Origin of the sequence: Mycobacterium shinjukuense (assembly GCF_010730055.1) — a bacterium.
GTDB classification, from domain to species: domain Bacteria; phylum Actinomycetota; class Actinomycetes; order Mycobacteriales; family Mycobacteriaceae; genus Mycobacterium; species Mycobacterium shinjukuense.
In genome coordinates, this window is the sequence record NZ_AP022575.1 from 3444847 (window position 1) to 3463668 (window position 18822).

The 18822-nt window shown below is 66.6% G+C and carries 16 protein-coding genes and 1 pseudogene; 7 read left to right on the forward strand and 10 right to left on the reverse strand.

Annotated elements, in window-relative coordinates:
- Positions 1-47 precede the first annotated feature (47 nt).
- From narI to G6N20_RS15560, 4 genes and pseudogenes are all read right to left on the reverse strand, one after another.
- On the reverse strand, positions 48-791 hold the full coding sequence (narI, locus tag G6N20_RS15545) for a respiratory nitrate reductase subunit gamma (protein ID WP_083051849.1): 744 nt from the start codon (positions 789-791) through the stop codon (positions 48-50).
- A complete protein-coding gene (narJ, locus tag G6N20_RS15550) occupies positions 788-1462 on the reverse strand; it encodes a nitrate reductase molybdenum cofactor assembly chaperone (protein WP_083051852.1) in 675 nt (224 codons plus the stop codon). Before narJ ends, narI begins: the two co-directional genes overlap by 4 nt.
- Entirely contained in the window at positions 1459-3054 is a 1596-nt protein-coding gene (gene narH / locus G6N20_RS15555; RefSeq protein WP_232065357.1) for a nitrate reductase subunit beta, read from the reverse strand. Before narH ends, narJ begins: the two co-directional genes overlap by 4 nt.
- Positions 3055-3056: 2 nt before the next feature.
- Positions 3057-6659, reverse strand: a pseudogene (locus G6N20_RS15560) (nitrate reductase subunit alpha); the annotation flags it as partial.
- Positions 6660-6920: 261 nt separating this feature from the next.
- Between G6N20_RS15560 and G6N20_RS15565 the strand changes: the two are divergent.
- Together G6N20_RS15565 and G6N20_RS15570 are read left to right on the forward strand one after the other, a co-directional pair.
- Positions 6921-7253, forward strand: a complete 333-nt coding sequence (locus G6N20_RS15565) for a hypothetical protein (protein WP_142272197.1) — start codon at positions 6921-6923, stop codon at positions 7251-7253.
- A gap of 12 nt (positions 7254-7265) precedes the next feature.
- Complete coding sequence (locus G6N20_RS15570) at positions 7266-8633, forward strand: HNH endonuclease signature motif containing protein (protein WP_163663089.1); 1368 nt, start codon at positions 7266-7268, stop codon at positions 8631-8633.
- A gap of 220 nt (positions 8634-8853) precedes the next feature.
- Here G6N20_RS15570 and G6N20_RS15575 read toward each other — a convergent pair whose 3' ends face one another.
- Positions 8854-10020 (reverse strand): NAD(P)/FAD-dependent oxidoreductase, encoded by a 1167-nt coding sequence (locus G6N20_RS15575; RefSeq protein ID WP_083045682.1) that lies wholly within the window; start codon positions 10018-10020, stop codon positions 8854-8856.
- A 204-nt stretch (positions 10021-10224) separates the two neighbouring features.
- Here G6N20_RS15575 and G6N20_RS15580 point away from each other — a divergent pair, with 204 nt between their 5' ends.
- Entirely contained in the window at positions 10225-10965 is a 741-nt protein-coding gene (locus tag G6N20_RS15580; protein ID WP_083045819.1) for a TetR/AcrR family transcriptional regulator, read from the forward strand.
- A gap of 24 nt (positions 10966-10989) precedes the next feature.
- On the forward strand, positions 10990-11616 hold the full coding sequence (locus G6N20_RS15585) for a class I SAM-dependent methyltransferase (RefSeq protein WP_083045683.1): 627 nt from the start codon (positions 10990-10992) through the stop codon (positions 11614-11616).
- A gap of 56 nt (positions 11617-11672) precedes the next feature.
- Here the strand turns inward: G6N20_RS15585 and G6N20_RS15590 are convergent, their stop codons facing one another.
- Both G6N20_RS15590 and G6N20_RS15595 read right to left on the reverse strand, forming a co-directional pair.
- Positions 11673-12038: a hypothetical protein gene (locus G6N20_RS15590; protein ID WP_163663092.1), complete on the reverse strand. Its 366-nt coding sequence runs from the start codon at positions 12036-12038 to the stop codon at positions 11673-11675.
- A gap of 123 nt (positions 12039-12161) precedes the next feature.
- Positions 12162-12758 (reverse strand): TetR/AcrR family transcriptional regulator, encoded by a 597-nt coding sequence (locus G6N20_RS15595; RefSeq protein ID WP_083045684.1) that lies wholly within the window; start codon positions 12756-12758, stop codon positions 12162-12164.
- A gap of 65 nt (positions 12759-12823) precedes the next feature.
- Between G6N20_RS15595 and G6N20_RS15600 the strand changes: the two genes are divergently transcribed.
- Both G6N20_RS15600 and G6N20_RS15605 read left to right on the forward strand, forming a co-directional pair.
- On the forward strand, positions 12824-13246 hold the full coding sequence (locus G6N20_RS15600) for a hypothetical protein (RefSeq protein ID WP_083045685.1): 423 nt from the start codon (positions 12824-12826) through the stop codon (positions 13244-13246).
- Positions 13243-14562: a cytochrome P450 gene (locus G6N20_RS15605; RefSeq protein ID WP_083045820.1), complete on the forward strand. Its 1320-nt coding sequence runs from the start codon at positions 13243-13245 to the stop codon at positions 14560-14562. Before G6N20_RS15600 ends, G6N20_RS15605 begins: the two co-directional genes overlap by 4 nt.
- On the opposite strand, the gene G6N20_RS15610 is transcribed toward G6N20_RS15605, so the two are convergent.
- Positions 14559-15230: a class I SAM-dependent methyltransferase gene (locus G6N20_RS15610; protein WP_232065358.1), complete on the reverse strand. Its 672-nt coding sequence runs from the start codon at positions 15228-15230 to the stop codon at positions 14559-14561. The genes G6N20_RS15605 and G6N20_RS15610 overlap by 4 nt on opposite strands.
- Before the next feature lie 220 nt (positions 15231-15450).
- Between G6N20_RS15610 and mddA the strand changes: the two genes are divergently transcribed.
- On the forward strand, positions 15451-16221 hold the full coding sequence (mddA, locus tag G6N20_RS15615; RefSeq protein WP_083045821.1) for a methanethiol S-methyltransferase: 771 nt from the start codon (positions 15451-15453) through the stop codon (positions 16219-16221).
- Here the strand turns inward: mddA and G6N20_RS15620 are convergent, their stop codons facing one another.
- Positions 16222-16896, reverse strand: coding sequence for an Rv0324 family HTH-type transcriptional regulator (locus tag G6N20_RS15620; RefSeq protein ID WP_083045687.1), 675 nt, complete (start codon positions 16894-16896; stop codon positions 16222-16224).
- A 550-nt stretch (positions 16897-17446) separates the two neighbouring features.
- On the reverse strand, positions 17447-18784 hold the full coding sequence (locus tag G6N20_RS15625; protein WP_083045688.1) for a UDP-glucose dehydrogenase family protein: 1338 nt from the start codon (positions 18782-18784) through the stop codon (positions 17447-17449).
- Positions 18785-18822: the final 38 nt, after the last annotated feature.

The following is an 18822-nucleotide window of genomic DNA, read 5'->3' on the forward strand; positions in this document are numbered from 1 at the left end:
CTACAACCTGCTCACCAGCCAGCAGTTGGGGGGGTGAGGTCGGAAAGTCACACCCAGCGGCTGCGCGCGGGCGGCGCTTCGGGCGCCACCCAGGCCTTCGCGTAGCGGTTGCCCGAAGTCTTCTTCGGGTCTTGGCTGCGGTAGACCAGGTACGGGCGCACCAGGTATCCGACCGGCGCGCTGAACATGTGCACCAACCGGGTGTACGGCCAGATAGCAAGTAGCGCAAGGACAATCAGCGCATGCAGCTGAAATGTCCACGGTGTGTGGGCCATCAGCTCCGCCGCCGGATGCAGCGAAAACAGGCTGCGGAACCACGGCGACACGGTGTCGCGGTAGTTGTAGCTGGCGAACACGTTGGTCAGGGTGTTGAGCATCCCGGTCGCCAGCGCGGCCACCAGCAGCAGGTACATCAGCTGGTCGCTACGGGTCGTCGCCCTGCGCACCGCGGACACCGTGATCCGCCGGTACAGCAGGATTCCCAGCCCGGCCACGACGGCGAACCCGGCCAGCGAGCCCATGGTCACGGCCATCAGATGGTAAGCGGGCTCGGAGATTCCGACCGCCGCCGTCCATGATTGCGGAACGAGCAGACCGACGACGTGGCCGCCGAACACGCCGAGCAGGCCGAAGTGAAACAGCGGGCTGCCCAGCTGCAGCAGCCGGCTCTCGTAGATCTGTGACGACCGGGTGGTCCAGCCGAACTGATCGGTGCGGTAACGCCAGATATGGCCCAGCACAAACGATGTGAACGCGACGTAGGGCGCGGCCATCCACAGCAGGCTGGTCACCGACGACCTCCGGCCGTGAGCGGATCCATCGCGAACGGTTCCAGTCCGACGTCCTCGCCCGGCGGGCCCTGGGCGGCCAGCTCGGCGATGCGACGGTGGTCGGCGCTGCTGATCGGCGGCAGCGTCGCCAGCACGGCGGCCACCACAATGGCATACGGCGAGCCGCCCTGGGCCAGCGACCGTCTCAACAACTCGAGCACCGGGACATGCTCGCCGAGTAACCGCTCCCCCCGCCCCGGGTCGATGGTGGCGGCGAACTCGAGAACCAGCGGCAGGTAATCGGGTAGCTCGCCATCGTCGAGCTGCAGTCCGGCCTGGCGATAGGCGTGTTTGAACCGCAGCAGCGCCATGCCACGCTTGCGGGTGTCGCCGTAGGCGTAGTACGTCAGGTGCAGGGTCGCACTGCGACGCATGTCGAACGTCTCAACGTAGCGCGCGGCCAGCCGCAGCGGGTCCGCATCGCCGAACTCACCCAGGAACTCCAGCAGCGGCCCGCCCACGGATGCGGGCAGTTCCCTTGCCGCGGTGGCCAGTTGATCGGTCAGCGCGAGCAGCTGCGCGCCGGGGTAGTCCAGCAGCAGCGCCGCGATGCGCCACACCAGTCGTTGGTCGCGCTCGGCCAGACCGGCACGCTCACCGGCGCGCCCGCGGGTCAGCGTCAGCATCTTCATGTGGTCGGCACCAGCCCGTCGGTGCTCTTGCCGTCCCAGTTGAGCAGGTTGACCCGGACCGGCTTGTCCCGTGCGGCGGCGCCGTCGCCGTTGGTGAGGTGAAACTTGCTGACCACGGCGTCGAAGGCCGTCATCCCCGGCCCGCCGTCGCCGTCCAGGCTGCATCCGGTGGCCAGCGCGTCCAGCCGGTGCGCGTCCGCGCCTGCGCCGCTGGGGATCACGTAACGGTCGTGGTATTTGGCGATCGCCAGCAGCCGATACATCGCTTCGATCTCGTCGCCGCTCAGCCGCACCGAGGCCGGGATCGTGTCGTCGAACTCCTCGCCCAGGTTGGCCGCGCGCATGTACGAGCGCATCGCCGCAAGCCGTTGCAGCGCAAGGCGAACCGGGCCGACATCACCGGCGGTGAACAGCTCGGCCAGATACTCGACCGGGACGCGAAGGGCGTCGATGGCGCCGAACAGGTTGTTGGAGTTCTCGCCGTCGTGACCGGTTTCGGTGAGGATGTCGACGACCGGGGACAGCGGCGGGATGTACCAGACCATCGGCAGCGTGCGGTATTCCGGGTGCAGCGGCAACGCCAGCTGGTAGTCGACGATGAGCCGGTACACCGGCGAGTGCTGCGCGGCCTCGATCCATTCGCCCGAGATCCCGGCGCGCTCGGCCTCCGCGACCACCCGCGGATCGTGGGGGTTCAAGAACACGCCCAGCTGCGCCGGATACAGGTCCCTTTCGTTGGGCACGGAGGCTGCGGCCGCGACGGCGTCGGCGTCGTAAAGCAGCACCCCGATGTAGCGCAACCGGCCGACGCAGGTCTCCGAGCACACGGTCGGCATGCCCACCTCGACGCGCGGGTAGCAGAACGTGCACTTCTCGGCCTTGCCGGTCTTATGGTTGAAGTAGATCTTCTTGTACGGGCAGCCGGTGACGCACTGCCGCCAGCCGCGGCAGCGGTCCTGATCGACCAGCACGATGCCGTCCTCGCTGCGCTTGTAGATCGCGCCGGACGGGCACGACGCCGCACACGAGGGATTGAGGCAGTGCTCGCAGATGCGCGGCAGGTAGAACATGAAGGCCTGCTCGAATTCCAGCTTGACCTTGTCAGACACCTTGGCCAGCAACGGATCCCGGCCCACCTGCTCGGGCCCGCCACCGAGGTCGTCGTCCCAGTTGGCGCCCCAGGTCACCTTGGTGTCTTCGCCGGTGATGAGGGACTTGGGGCGGGCCACCGGCGTGGTGTCCATCGCCGGCGCCGACAGCAGGCTCTCGTAGTCGTAGGTCCACGGGTCGTAGTAGTCCGACACCGTGGGCAGGTGCGGGTTGGCGAAGATGTTGACCAGCCGGCGTAGCCGCGATCCGGACCGCAGCGTCAGCTTGCCGCGCTTGTTGAGCGTCCAGCCGCCCTTCCATTTTTCCTGGTCTTGGTATTGGCGCGGATACCCTTGGCCGGGACGGGTTTCCACGTTGTTGAACCAGGCGTACTCCACGCCGGCGCGGTTGGTCCAGGCTTGTTTGCAGGTGACGCTGCAGGTGTGGCAGCCGATGCACTTGTCGAGGTTCATCACCATCGCCAGCTGAGCCATGACCTTCATCGTCAGTACTCCACTTCTTGTGAGCGCCGCCGGATCGTGGTGACCTCGTCGCGCTGGTTTCCGGTGGGACCGTGGTAGTTCAGCGCGAACGACTGCTGAGCGTAGCCTCCGATCAGGTGTGACGGCTTGATCATGATCCGGGTCAGCGCGTTGTGGATGCCGCCGCGCTTGCCGGTCTTCTCGGTGCGGGGTACGTCCACCGCCTTGTCCTGGGCGTGGTACATGAACACCAGGCCCTCGGGCATTCGGTGGCTGACGATCGCGCGTGCGTTCACCACACCGTTGCGGTTGGTGCACTCGATCCAGTCGTTGTCCTTGACGCCGATCTTCGCCGCGTCGACGTCCGACATCCAAATCGCCTGCCCGCCACGGGAAAGCGTGAGCATGTACAGGTTGTCCTGGTATGCCGAATGGATGGACCACTTGGAGTGCGGCGTCAAATACCGCACCGTGATCCCACCGCTGGTGTCCCCGACCGCCGGCTCGTCGAACAGCGCCGTCATGTCCAGCGGCGGACGGAAGATCGGCAGCTGCTCCCCCAGTTCGGCCATCCAGTCGTGATCGAGGTAGAAGTGCTGGCGACCCGTCAGCGTGTGCCAGGGCTTGAGGCGTTCGGTGTTGATCGTGAACGGCGAGTACCGCCGGCCCCCGGTCTCCGACCCGGACCATTCCGGTGAGGTGTTCACCGGCACCGGCCGGGATTGGGTGTCGGCGAAGCTGATCCGCCGCCCTTCGCTCTCCTTCGCGAGGTCGGCGAGCGGGACGCCGGTGCGGCGCTGCAGCGCCTCGAACCCCTCGACCGCCAGGCGCCCATTCGTCGTCCCGGACAACGCCAGGATCGCCTCGGCGGCGTGGGTGTCCTTGGCCAGTGACGGCCGTCCCACCGCCACCCCGCTGACCACCGCACCGTTGACGCCGCGCAGGTATTCCACCTCCGCGTCGGGATGCGTGGTGACTCCCTTGACGGTGAGGCCGACCGTCTCGACCATCGGCCCCAGCGCCGCCATCTTCTCGGCTATCGCCGCGTAGTCCCGTTCGACCACCACCAGCCGCGGCATCGTCTTGCCCGGAATCGGTTCGCACTCACCGGCTTTCCAATCCTGCACCCGCCCGCCGGGCTGCGCGGTGGCGTCGGCGCTGTCATGCTGCAGCGGGACGGCGACGATGTCTTTGCGCGTGCCGAGGTGTTTTTCGGCGAGCCAGGAAAACCCGCGCGCGATCCGGTGGAAGGCCTCGAAGTCGGTCTTGGTCTCCCACGGCGGGGAGATCGCCGGTGAGAAGGCGTGCACGAACGGGTGCATGTCGGTGCTGGACAGGTCATGCTTCTCATACCAGGTGGCGGCCGGCAGCACGACGTCGGAGAACAGCGTGGTGCTGGTGTTGCGGAAGTCCAGCGACAACAGCAGGTCCAGCTTGCCCACCGGCGCCTCGGCGCGCCAGCGCACCTCTTGCGGGCGCACCGCATCCCGCTCACGCGCGGCGACGTTGGAATCGGTGCCCAGCAGGTGTTTCAGGAAGTACTCGTTGCCCTTGGCCGACGAGCCCAGCAGGTTGGACCGCCACACCGTCAGGCAGCGCGGAAAGTTCTCCGGCGCGTCCGGGTCCTCGCAGGCGAACTGCAGGTGGCCCGACTTCAGGCCGTCCACAACGTGTTGCGACGGGTCCTTGCCCAGCCGGATGGCCTCGTCGGCCAGGTCGAGCGGGTTGCGATTGAACGTCGGGTAACTCGGCATCCATCCCAGCCGGCTGGCCAACGCGATGTTGTCCGCCGCGGTGCGGCCGGCGAATTTGCCCTCGGCCAGCGGTGAGGCCATCACCTCCGAGGTGAACCGGTCGTAGCGCCACTGGTCGGTCGACAGATACCAGAACACCGTGCCCTGCATCTGCCGCGGCGGCCGTTGCCAATCCAACCCGAAAGCCAGTGTCGACCACCCCGTTACCGGTCGGCATTTCTCCTGGCCAACGTAGTGCGCCCAGCCGCCGCCGTTGACGCCCTGGCAGCCGGTGAGCATCACCAGGGTGAGGAAGGACCGATAGATCTGGTCGGAGTGAAACCAGTGGTTGGTTCCGGCGCCCATCAGAATCATCGACCGGCCACGCGATCGGCGTGCGTTGTCGGCGAATTCGCGCGCGATCCGGGCGGCCGCCGCGGCCGGCACGCCGGTGATCGGCTCCTGCCACGCCGGGGTATACGGTGCCGCCGCATCGTCGTAGCTGGTGGGCCAGTCGCCCGGCAGGCCGTCCCGGTACACCCCGTACTGCGCGAGCAACAGGTCGAACACCGTTGTGACCCGTTGTCCGGCTATGGTTTTGGTAGGTACGCCGCGGGTCAGCACACCCGGACGCTCGCCGTCGAACCGGGGCAGTTGCACCGCGGTCAGCTCGCCGTGCGCGCCGTAGAGGGTGAGCAGCGGGTCCACGCCTTGCAGGTCGAGGTTCCACTTGCCCTCGCCGGACGCGGTGAACCGGTGTCCGAGTGAGCCGTTCGGCACCACCGGGTTTCCCGCCGCGTCGAGCAGCACCGTCTTGGACGAGCTGCCTTCGGCGGTGTCGCCGAGATCGGCCGCGGTCAGGAACTTCCCGGGCAGCCAGGCGCCGTCGCGCTCGGCTAGGGTCACCAGGAACGGCAGATCCGTGTACTTCTTGACGTAGTCGCAGAAGTAGGGCGTCGTCGTCTCGACGAAGAACTCCTTGAGGATCACGTGCCCCATCGACATCGCCAGCGCGGCATCGGTACCCGGGCGCGCCGGCAGCCATTCGTCGGCGAACTTGGTGTTGTCGGCGTAGTCGGGGGAGACCACGACCACCTTCTGGCCGCGATAGCGCGCCTCGGTCATGTAGTGCGCATCGGGTGTCCGGGTGACCGGAACGTTGGAGCCCCACATGATCAGGTACCCGGCGTCGAACCAGTCGGCGGACTCGGGCACATCGGTCTGGTCGCCGAACACCTGCGGCGAGGCCACCGGAAGGTCGGCGTACCAGTCGTAAAACGACAGCATCGACCCGCCGAGCAGCGAAATGAACCGTGCCCCAACGGCATGACTGACCATCGACATCGCCGGTATCGGTGAGAATCCGGCCACCCGGTCGGGGCCGTAGCGTTTGATGGTGTGCACGTGCGCCGCCGCCGCGATCTCGGCGGCCTCCCACCACTCGACCCGAACAAACCCGCCCTTGCCGCGCGCGGCCTTGTAGCGTGCCGACTTCACCGGATCATCGACGACGTCCGCCCAGGCGAGCACCGGGTCGTGCAGTCGCTCCTTGGCCTCGCGGTAGTAGCGCAGCAGGACACCGCGAACGTACGGATAGCGCACGCGCGCAGGCGAATACGTGTACCAGGAGAACGACGCTCCGCGAGGGCAGCCGCGGGGCTCGTACTCCGGCTTGTCGGCGCCGACCGACGGGTAGTCGGTCTGCTGGGACTCCCAGGTGATGACGCCGTCCTTGACGTAGATCTTCCACGAACACGACCCGGTGCAGTTGACCCCGTGCGTGGAGCGCACCACCTTGTCATGCGCCCACCGTTCGCGGTAGAAGTCGTCGGCTGAGCGGCCGCCGATCTTGTGCAGCGCGCGATGATCCGGGGAGATTTCGCCGCGATGGAAATATTTGCTGAGTCCGAGCAGGGCGTCGGCTGCGCTCTGGCGATTCTGGTTCAGATCAACCAACGCGCCTCCTCTCGAACAACGGCCATCGCCCGGTCATTTACTGAGGGTAAGGGAGGTTTTTGGGCTGTCCAAAATGACGCACCCGCTCTTGTGGGCGACTGTGCGATTGCTTTAACACCACGGTCACATTGCGGCGCGCGCAGCACGCGGCGATGTTGCCACGGGCCACGAAAACGCGCTGCTAAGAGGCACCGACCGGTGGACCACGACAACAACCCGCGGCTCGGGCGTCACAATGCCGAATTCAGTATTTTTCGTGGCGTTTACATGCGCGTGGTGGGTCGCGGTATGTCCGGCGTCGGCGGGCCGGTCAGCGGGGAAGCTTCCATTTCGACGCACGCGATCCCGCGTGTCTCGGCGCCTCTGATTGCCAGTGCGGTGTCAGAAATCGGCTTCATGTTGCTGGCTGTCCTGGTTACGATCCTGACCCCGCGTTGCCAGACGGGGCACCTAACTCCTGCAGTCACTGAATTTACCTGCGGAACATCGGATTTACCCTGGTACGAGGTGGCACGCGGCGATCAACCGTGATAGTATTCGAACATGCATTCGAGTAGCCGGGAGGAGATCGTCGAGGTGTTCGACGCCCTCGACGCCGCCCTTCACCGGGCGCTGGACCTATCCATCGACGTGTTGACCACCCCCGAATGCCTGACCATGCTGGAACGCTGCGAAACGCTGCGCCGCCGCCTACCCGCCGTCGAGCACCCGTTCATCAACAAGCTCGCCGACCAGGCCGACCCGAGCGAACTGGGCGGCAAGCTGGCGTTCGCGCTGGCCGAGCGGCTGCGCATCACCCGCGGCGAAGCAGCCCGGCGCATCGGCGAGGCCGCCGATCTGGGGCCGCGGCGCGCGCTGACCGGAGAGGTGTTGCCGCCGCTGTTGACGGCCACCGCCGAAGCCCAACGCGCCGGGCGTCTCGGCACGCAACACGTGCAGATCATTCGCTCCTTCCTGCACCAGCTGCCCAGCGGGGTGGATCTGCCCACCCGGGACAAGGCCGAAGCCGAACTGGCCGGCCTGGGTGGCCGGTTTCGGCCCGATCAGCTGCACAAGCTGGCCGCCAAACTCGCCGACTGCCTCAACCCCGACGGCAATTTCACCGACACCGACCGGGCCCGCCGCCGCGGCATCGTGATCGGCAAGCAGGGCGCCGACGGCATGTCGGCGATCACCGGCTACCTGACCCCCGAAGCCCGCGCCACCCTCGATGCCGTGCTGGCCAAACTGGGCGCCCCCGGCATGGCCAACCCCGCCGACCCCACCCCCTGCCTCAGCGGCACCCCGTCACAGGCCGCCATCGACGCCGACACCCGCAGCGCCGCCCACAGAAACCACGACGCGCTGCAGGCGGCGCTACGTGCCCTGCTGTGCTCGGGGGAGCTGGGCCGCCACAACGGGCTGCCGGCCTCGATCATCGTGTCCACCAGCCTGGCCGAGTTGGAAGCCCGCGCCGGACACGCGCTCACCGGTGGGGGCAGCCTGCTGCCGATGAGTGAGGTGATCCGGCTGGCCGCCCACGCCCACCACTACCTGCGCATCTTCGACCACGGCCGCGAGCTGGCGCTCTATCACACCAAGCGGCTGGCCTCCCCTGCCCAGCGAATCGTGTTGTACGCCAAGGATCGCGGCTGCTCGTTTCCCAATTGCGATGTGCCCGGCTACCTCACCGAAGTGCACCATGTGACCGATTATTCCCAGTGCCGAGAGACCGACATCAACGACCTGACCCAAGCCTGCGGCCCCCACCACCAACTGGCCACCACCGGCGGATGGGCCACCCGCAAACGCCGCGACGGCACCACCGAGTGGCTTCCCCCCGCCCACCTCGACCACGGACAACCCAGAACCAACGCCTACTTTCACCCCGAGAAGCTCCTGCACAACGACGACGACGAGGACGACCCGTGAGAGCCGGCAAACGGCGATAACCGTTGGCGTACCCAGCGGTTCGCCGGGCCGGTGCGTGGCACCTGTACCACCCGGGCCGATTTCGCAGGTGACCTCATGCCTGTGCTGTCACCAAAGTGTCTGGCGCCCATGGGTTTTGTCGATGTCTCAGGGAGCCCCGAACGCGAAGTCGTTTCGTTGTAGTGCAACGAGCGGATGGTCATCGATCATTCGCGACGGGTCATCGGTTCCAGCGGTCAAGCCAGGCCCGTTCCTGTGCCACCTTCTCGTCGTGGAACGCCCGTGAGGGCGGGTACAACGTCACCGACGGCGCGGGCGCGTGCAGGAAGTTGCCTTCGCCCTTGGCGGCCTGGTGATCGCCGGTCTCGACGTAACAGGCGCCCCACCCGGTGAAAAAGCGCTCGGGTGCGTCATAGCCGAGCTGGCGAGCGACGCGATGGGCGACGACTTCGGCCTGGGCTTCGGCGAACACCGCCGCCTTGGGCAGCGGTTTGCCGTTCGGCAGGGTGAGCACGGTGGCGTCACCGATGGCCCACACGTTGTCGACCCCGGTGGACAGGGTCTGCGGGTTCACCGGGATCCACCCGGCCTCGCCCAGGCCGGCCGACCGGGCCGCGGCCGACGGCGCGTGCGGCGGAACCACCGCGAGAAGGTCGAACGGCTCGGCGGTGCCGTCGCCGAAGTGCAGCGTCGTTTCGGCGGCATCGACGCGGGCGATGGTCTTGCGCGGATGAAAACCGATCCCACGATCCTTGAGCAGGGCAACCAAGGCCTCGCCGACCTCGGGTCCGGCGACCGGCATCGGCAGTGGGTCGGGCGTGAAGGTGTCGATCCGCACGGTTTCGCTGTCGAAGCGGTCGCCGAGTTGGGCAGCCAGCAGGAACGCCGCCTCGTACGGCGCGGCGGGGCACTTGAATGGCACCCCGGCGATGAGCACGGCGATCCGGCCGCGGTCCAGTTCGTCGACCTTCGCGCGCAGCCCCGTCGCGCCATCGAGCGTGTAGAACTGGCCGGCGACGCCGGCATCGAGCGCCTCCGAAAGGCCGGGAACCGCGGCGGTGTCCAGCGTCGCGCCCAAGGCGATCACCAACGCGTCGTAGCCGATCACGCCCGCATCGGTGTGCACCGCCTGGGCCGGGATGTCGATGTGGCCCACGGTCGCAGTGACCAGCTCGACACCGGGCAGCGAGGCCGCCGTGGCGCGCACCCGGACTTCGTCGGGCTGACGCCAGCCCCGCAGCACCCACAGCAGCGACAACCCCAGTGTCCCGTCGAAGCCTTTGTCCACCAAGACGATCCGGATCTCGGGTGGCAGCAGTTGGCGGAGGGTGTCAGCGGTGGTGAGGCCGCCGACACCAGCGCCCAGGATGAGAACTGCCTTGCTCATGAACCTGACTCCTCTGCGCTCGACATGGCTTTCCGGTCGATCGGCCCATGCGGTCTGCTCGACCGGTTCGGTCGCCGACGTGATGATGGGCCGTCCGCTTAACAGTATTCTATGGATAATTGGAACATTAGCCCGAGTGGGGGGCGCGCGCAAGACCGTGCCTTTGATATTGACTGACTGAGTCGGTCAATTATGATGGGGACCGTGCCCCGAACGATTCCGGCGGACCGATTTTCCGCGATCGTCGCCGCGTCGGCCCGGGTGTTCATCACCCACGGCTACCAGCGCACGCAGGTGCAGGACGTGGCGGACGCCCTCGCTCTGGCCAAGGGCACGCTGTACGGCTACGCCCAGGGTAAGGCCGCGCTCTTCGCCGCGGCGGTGCGTTACGGCGACGCTCATGAACCCCTGCCGCCACCGTCGGATCTCCCGGTGGCCGCACCTCACGACGGGGAGATCGCGGCGTTGGTGTCGGATCGCCTGGCCGGCGAGGTCGCCGATATGAGGCTCACACTGGCGCTGCACGAGGCGTTGCCGCCCGATACCACGCCTGCGAGCGCACGGGCGGAGCTGGCCGGGATCGTGACGGACCTTTACCGTCGCCTCGCCCGGCACCGGATCGCGCTCAAACTGGTCGACCGATGCGCCCCCGAGCTACCCGACCTGGCGCAGGTGTGGTTCGGCACCGGCCGAGACGTCCAGGTCAATGCGGTCCAGACATACCTACTGCGCCGCCAACGCGCCGGGCAGCTGCGCCTGCCAGGGCCAGCGCCGGTGGTCGCACGGACGATCGTCGAGCTCTGCGCGTTGTGGGCCGTGCACCGTCACTTCGACCCATGGCCCGAGCCCGCGTCCACCGCGCGGCCCGGCGAAAACGACGATGCGGTCGCCGCGACCCTCGCCGAGTTTGTCGTTCGAGCCACTGCGACAGCAGATGTGAACTAGCACCCGTAGATTCGGAGGTCGTTTATGCCCGTCACCGCTGCCGCCCGCCGTTACCTGTCGAGTCAGGCCGCCAGGCCAAGGGGCGCATTCGGTCGCCTGTTGGGGCGGATCTGGCGAACGGAGACCGCCGGAGTCAACCGCGTGGCCCTCGAACTTCTGGCGCCGGCACCGGGCGAGCGCATCTGCGAGATCGGCTTTGGCCCCGGCCGAACCCTTGGGCTGCTGGCTGGAGCCGGCGCCGAGGTCATCGGTGTCGAGGTGTCGGCGACCATGCTGGCAGTCGCCGCGCGCTACAACGCGAAATCCATTGCCGCCGGCCTGATCTCGCTCCGTCGTGGCGATGGAATTCGGCTGCCGATTGCCGACCACAGCCTTGACAAGGTCCTGAGCGTGCACAACTTCTATTTCTGGCCGGATCCCCGGACCAGCCTGCACGACATCGCCCGGGCATTGCGGCCAGGCGGTCGACTCGTCCTGACATCCCTATCCGATGACAGACCGCTCGCCGCGCGTTTCGACCCCGCGATCTATCGCCTACCGACCACCGGCGAGACCACGGCGTGGCTTCGCGCTGCGGGCTTCATCGACGTCTGCATCACACGCAGGTCGGCGTGTGAGTCCACCGTGTGGTTCACGGCGACCGCGACATGAATGCGCCAATGTCAGCCAGCGCTTGATTCAAACCGTTCAGGATCCTCGCCGGTTTATCAGAAGTTGACATTTGGCAGGTTGATCGGCGGCACATTCACCGGCGGCACGTTGACATCGGGCACGTTGACCGGCGGCACATTCACCGGCGGCACGTTCACATCGGGCACGTTGACCGGCGGCACATTCACCGGCGGCACGTTCACATCGGGCACGTTGACCGGCGGCACATTCACCGGCGGCACGTTCACATCGGGCACGTTGACCGGCGGCACATTCACCGGCGGCACATTGACATCCGGCAACGGCGGCGGCGGGATAACCGGCCAATCCGCGGCCGCCACGCCTACTCCGGGCCCGACCGCGCTCAAGAAGCCGATGCCACCGGCCACCATTGCATGGCTGACCAGCCGCTTCAGGTTCATCGCATACCCCCTCGTTAGCTTTGATGCCCATCTAGGGACTACCCGTTGCCCGCAGCGTTAAACAGGCCGCAGCGACCCCACCGTCGACACCGCGGCGGGGCTGGCGTCGCCTGCTGAACCGTTTCAGGGCGACGCGACGACTGCGCCGATGTCGGCCAGCGCTTGAAGGACCTCGGCCGATCGCGGGGTGGCGGATGGGTCGGCGATCCACTGGATCATGAGGCCATCGATGACGGCCATCAGCACCGAGACAATGGTCGGCAGGCTTTCGGGTGGTTCCACCTCGGTGCCTTCGAGAGCGGCCCGGGCCAGCTCGACTGAATGTTGCCGCACATCGGCGTATCCGGCGGCGAGGCGTTCCCGCAGCACCTCCGAGCGCAGCGCCGGCGCGTACGATTCGACGCACGCGTAGACGGCGGGACGGATCTCTTCGAACGAATCAATGGTGGCCTCCAGAACGGCCCGGATCCGTCCGTACCCACCGGCGGCTGCGGACCGGTCGAATGCCTCCTGGACGCGGCGGTTCCAGGTGGAAAAGCACCGGCCGAGCGCGTCGTCGAGCAGCGCCTCCTTGCTCCCGAAGTGGTAGTTGATCGATGCGACGTTCACCCCTGCGGCGCGCGCGATGTCGCGCGAGCTGGTGTTGCCGTAACCGCGGTCCCGCAGGCACGCCAGAGCGCCGTCCAGCAGTTTCTCGCGGTTTGTGCGTGGTTGTTGCACAGCTGCATCCTAGCGTGATAAACAATCGTTTACATCAAACATTTGTTTATCACGAAGGAGCGACCGTGGCAAACGAGGTTGTCCGCTTCATCGGAGTGTTCAACGGCGACGGCGGCCTGTGGGGCGAGCTGGCGTATTTGTTCGGCAAGCTGCGCGGGACGACGTCGTGCGCATTGTGTGATATCACCCACCGGGGATGGCGGGGCAACCCCGAATGGCAGCACCTGACGTGCGCTCTGGGAGTGCCGTTCGACCTGGTGCACCGCAATGAGCGTTCGCCCGACGTGGCGCGGCTGACCGCTGACCGGACTCCAGCGGTGGTGGCGCAGACACATGGTGGGCACCACGTCGTCATGGGCCCCGAGGATTTCGCAGGGGTCTCCGGGGACGCTCAGGAATTTATCCGTGCGCTGCGCCGGGGGTGCATCAACCACGATGTGGCGTGGCCGGGGGTGCAGGCACCGGAATTCGGCGAGGCGACGCGGTGACGGCCACCTTGCCACCCGGGCCGCGGCTACCCCGCTATGTGCAAAGCGTGCTGTACCTCAAGTTCCGAGAATGGTTCCTGCCGGCCATGCACCGCCGGTACGGGGATGTGTTCTCGCTGCGGGTGCCCCCCTATGCCGACAACCTTGTGGTCTATACCCGCCCCGAACACATCAAAGAGATCTTCGCGGCCGACCCGAGGACGCTGCACGCCGGCGAAGGCAACCAGATCCTTGGGTTTGTGATGGGTGAGCACTCCGTGCTGATGACTGACGAAGCCGAACATTCCCGGATCCGGTCACTGCTGATGCCGGCATTCACCCGGGCCGCGCTGCGCGGATACCGCGACATGATCGAATCCGTTGCGCGGGAGCACATCGCGCGCTGGCCGGTCGGCGCCAACGTCACTGCCCTTGACTGCATGAACGCGCTCACCCTGGACGTCATCCTGCGCGTCGTTTTCGGTGTCACCGACCCAAAGGTCAAGGCGGAGTTGACCAGTCGTCTGCAAGACATCATCAACATCCATCCCATGATCCTGGCCGGGCTTCCGTATCCGGTCCTCAAACACGTGAACCCATGGAAGCGTTTCTTCGACAACCAACACCGGATCGACGACATTCTCTATCACGAAATTGCCTCACGCCGAGCCATTTCCGATCTTGCGGCCCGTGCCGACGTGTTGTCCAGACTCCTGCAAACCAGGGACACGTCCACGACCGCGTTGACCGATGCCGAACTTCGCGACCAGCTCATCACCCTCCTGCTGGCCGGCCATGAGACAACCGCCGCGGCGTTGTCCTGGACGCTGTGGGAACTCGCCCAGGCCCCCGATATCCAAGGCCAGGTCGTCTCGGCAGCCGTCGACGGTGACGACGCATTCCTGGAGGCGGTCCTGAAAGAAGGGATGCGCAGGCACACGGTGATCGCTTCCACGGCTCGAAAGCTCACCACCCCCACCGAGATCGGCGGCTGGCGGCTGCCAGCCGGGACGGTGGTCAACACGTCGATCCTGCTAGCCCATGCCAACGAGGAAGCGCACCCCAACCCCACAGAGTTTCGTCCAAGCCGGTTCCTCGACGGCAGCGTGGCACCAAACACGTGGCTCCCCTTTGGTGGCGGCGTGCGCCGGTGCCTCGGCGTCGGGTTCGCACTCACCGAGGGTGTCGTCATCCTGCGCGAGATTTTCCGCCGATTCACCATCACCGCCGCCGGACCGAACAGCCGCGAGACCCCGCTGGTCCGCAACATCACCACCGTCCCCAAACATGGCGCGCAGCTACGGCTTACCCCACAGTGCGACCGGGCAACGGTCTAGCGACTCGCTGGCTTGGTGGCGGTGACCCGCCATAGCCGCCGGGGCAGCTCACCTTCTTCGAAGTCGTGCACATCTTCGAGTATCCAGCCCGCGGCTAGGCTCTCCACCAGCTCGCGGGAGAAGAAGTGCACCGCGAACCCTCCGCACTCGAAGATGTTGTCGCCGTGGGCCCGTCCCGCTCCGTAGTGCGCATCGCCGGTATGCCGAACGGTGTAGATGAACTTGCCGCCCGGCTTCAACACCCGGCGGACCTCGTCGACGAGCGAGTGGATCTCGTTGGTGGACAAGGCCATACATAAAGCCATGTGGGCGAAGGCGCCGTCCATCGAGCCGGTCCGCACGGGCAGGGGCGCACGCAAGTCGTGGACGATTGTCCGCACCCGCGCGGCCACACCCTGGACCTGGGCCGTTCGGCGCAGTTCTGCGACCGCAACGTCGCTGAAGTCGGTGGCCACCACCGCGAAGCCCCGATGAGCCAGATACAGGGTGTCACGGCCCTGACCGGCCGCCAACTCCAGCACCCGTCCAACCCCATCGGCCTTGAACACCTCGGCCGCATACACGGCCGGCTCGGACGGGTCGGTCCCGTACATCGCCGGGTGCGCCCGGTAGGTGTCCTGCCAGTGCTCGCGCTGTGCTACGGCCAGCTCCGACGCCCGGTCGGACACTGTTGGCTTCCCTCTCCCCGGCCATTCGGCGGTCGCGCCAGCCGGTGGCTTATCCATTATTCTATTGAATTGTAGACCATCGGGGCTATAGTAGACCTGACCAGGCCGTCACCCGGATGGATGTCGGGCTACGGGTGACCCAGGCCGCCGCGACTGGCGGCTTGCGGGACGGCTGGTGAGCGCAAACGCAGTCGAGAAATCCGAGAACCAGGAGGACACCATGAGACGGTTTCTGATACTCGGCTACGGAGCGATCTGCTACGTGGTCTTCCTCGCGGCATTCCTGTACGCGATCGGTTTCGTCGGGAATCTCGTGGTGCCGCACACCGTCGACAACGGCATCGCGGCGTCCACGGCCGAGGCGGTCGCGGTCAATATCGTGCTGCTCGCGCTATTCGCGCTGCAACACAGCGTGATGGCACGGCCGGCGTTCAAGCAGCGATGGACACGCCTGGTACCGACGACAATCGAGCGCAGCACCTACGTGCTGCTGGCGAGCCTGCTGTTGTTCCTGGTGTTCTGGCAATGGCGGACGATGCCCGCAACCATCTGGCATGTCAGCTGGCCGCCGGCGAAACTCGCGCTGCAGGTGCTGTTTTGGCTCGGCTGGATCGTCGTGCTCAGCTCGACATTCATGATCAACCATTTCGACCTGTTCGGGCTGCGGCAGGTCTACCTGGCGGCACGCGAACGGCCCTACACCAACATCAAATTCCGCACCACCTTGCTCTATCGGTTGGTGCGGCACCCGCTCATGCTGGGCTTCCTCGTGGCCTTCTGGGCGACCCCCACGATGAGCGCCGGGCATCTGCTGTTCGCGGTCATGACAACCGGCTACATCGTGATGGCCCTGCCCATCGAAGAGCACGACCTGAGCCGGGCATTGGGCGAGGAATACCGGCAGTACCGCGACCGGGTGCCCATGCTGATTCCCGGGCTTCGCCCGCGTAGGCGGCGCTTCACCGTTGACAGCGGTCCGCAGCCGACGTGATCAGCCCCCGGCCGGTGCGCCCTCATCGACCGGCAGTCCGGCCAACCGCCATTCGAGCATGCCATCGTCGAGGCGTTTCACCCCCCGGCCCGCCGAGCGTGCGATCCGGACCGCGTCGGGGGCCATGACGCAGTAGGCGCCCCGGCAGTAGGCGACGATGTCGCGATCGACGGGCAGTTCGGCGAGCCGATCGGCCAGGTCGGCCACCGGGATGTTGATGGCGCCCGGGATGTGACCGGCCAGGTATTCCTCGTGCGGTCGCACGTCGACGAGCGTGACCTCGCCGGCGTCTCGTCGGCGCAGCAGCTCCTCACGGGTGATGGCATCCTCGGGCGAGCCCAGCACCTCCGCGGCCGCCACCGCCACGTCGGCCAGGTGCGCGTCGGCGACGGATTGCACCAGCGCGAACAACCTGGCCACGTCCTCTCCGGCAAGCCGGTAGTACTGCCGGGTCCCGTCCCGGCGGGCCTCGACCAGCCCGCCGCTCTTCAGCGCCTGCAGATTCGCCGACGCTGTGGTCAGATTCATCCCGGTCGCGGTCGCGATCGCGTCCACCGTGCGCTCACCTTGAGCGAGCAAGTCGAGGATCTGCAATCGCCGCCCATTGCCCAGTGCCTTGCCTACCCGAGCGATCTGCTCCAACAGCGCCGCTTTGCGACCGGATTGCCTAACCACGCCAATTCTCCGATGATCGTTGGAACACGATATCCATTGTTCGTTGGAACTACATAATACTTGGTGGCCGCTGAACCAGGGCCCCGAACTAGCCTCGAACGAAGGGTCCCGAACTAGTGGTCTCGCTGCGTGTCGCGGCTGCCGGCGACGCGGCGCACACGCTGCACGTTCCCTAGTGTCCCCCTGTTGTCTCACCCGCCTCACGCATTCCGGCACAGCAGGGATATGCGATGCGCCCGCCTAACAGCGACAACCAACCGTGGCTGTCGCTCGTAGGCGGGCACTTCGTCCATCGGTCAGTTCCGGGTACATGTGGGGCCGATGACGAAGGTGCGACGCCTGGAGCAGCCTGTCGGCACCGACCCGACCTACCTACGACCGAGGCTCGCGAGCCCCGGCTGCTGCCCCACCAGTCACCCACCGCGCCCCCGGCGACTCGAGTGACTCCTGAGGCTCATGAGGCTCCGCGTGGCGACGATGCGGTCCGCACGACGGACCGCGGAGGAGCCGGGCAATCCGGCCCCAGCTCGGGAACAACCGCCTTCCCGGGCTACGTCGCCCCGACGGGCCGTCGCGCACCCAGCCGAAACACCCGCCACCCTGCCTGCCGCCAGCGGGCGACATCAAGGCAGTTGCGGCCGTCGACAACGACCCGGGCGCGCACCGTGTCGGCCAGGTCGGCGGGGTCCAGATCGACGAACTCCGGCCATTCGGTCAGCACCAGCACGGCGTCCGCCCGCTCGCAGGCCTCAACCACCGAAACGGCGTAGTTCAGCGTGGGGAACAGCCGGTTTGCGTTGTCCAGGGCTTTGGGGTCATACACGTTGACCGCGGCGCCGTTGAGCTGCAGCTGGCCCGCGACGTTGAGCGCCGGCGAGTCGCGCACGTCGTCGGATTCGGGTTTGAATGCCGCACCGAGCACCGCGATGTTGGCGCCCAGCAGCGAACCACCGCAGGCGGCGGTGGCCAGTTCGACCATCCGGGTACGCCGCCGCATGTTGATGCTGTCCACTTCACGCAGAAACGTCAGCGCCTGGTCGGCACCCAACTCGCCGGCGCGCGCCATGAACGCGCGAATGTCCTTGGGCAGGCAACCACCGCCGAAACCCAAACCCGCATTGAGACATTCGCGTCCGATACGCCGGTCGTATCCGAGGGCGTCGGCCAACACGGCGACGTCGGCACCGGCGGCCTCGCACACCTCCGAAATCGCATTGATGAACGAGATCTTGGTCGCTAGAAAGGCATTCGCGGAAACCTTGACCAGCTCAGCGGTTTGCAGATCGGTCACCAGAAATGGCACACCCAAGTCCAGCAGCGGGCCGTACAGCTCCCGCAAAGCCGCCTGGGCACGCACCGAATCATCCTGCACCCCAAGCACGATGCGATCCGGTTTCAGGGTGTCGTGCACCGCGAACCCTTCACGAAGGAATTCCGGATTCCACGCGATTTCGACGTCAACACCCGGGGCGGCCAGCGCAGCGGCCCGGTTGCCTAGTTCCGCCGCGGTACCCACCGGCACGGTCGATTTGCCGACGAGAACCGAGGGCCTGGTCAACCGAGGCACCAGCGTATCGATGACGGCGTGGACGTGGCGTAGGTCGGCGCCGTATTCACCCTTCTTTTGCGGTGTGCCGACACCGAGGAAGTGCACGTCGGCAAAGTCGGCCGCCATGTCGTAGTCGGTCGTGAACCGCAGTCGTCCCGCAGCCAGATTGTCCGTCAACAGCTTTCGTAGACCGGGCTCGTAGAACGGAATGTCGCCCCCGGCGAGTTTGGCGATCTTACCCGGATCGATATCCACCCCGACGACCTCGTGTCCCAGCTCAGCCATCCCGACGGCGTGGGTGGCGCCGAGGTAGCCGGTGCCGATGACGCTACATCGCATACCACCGTGTGTAGGTGGCCGCGATGATCGAACCGCAT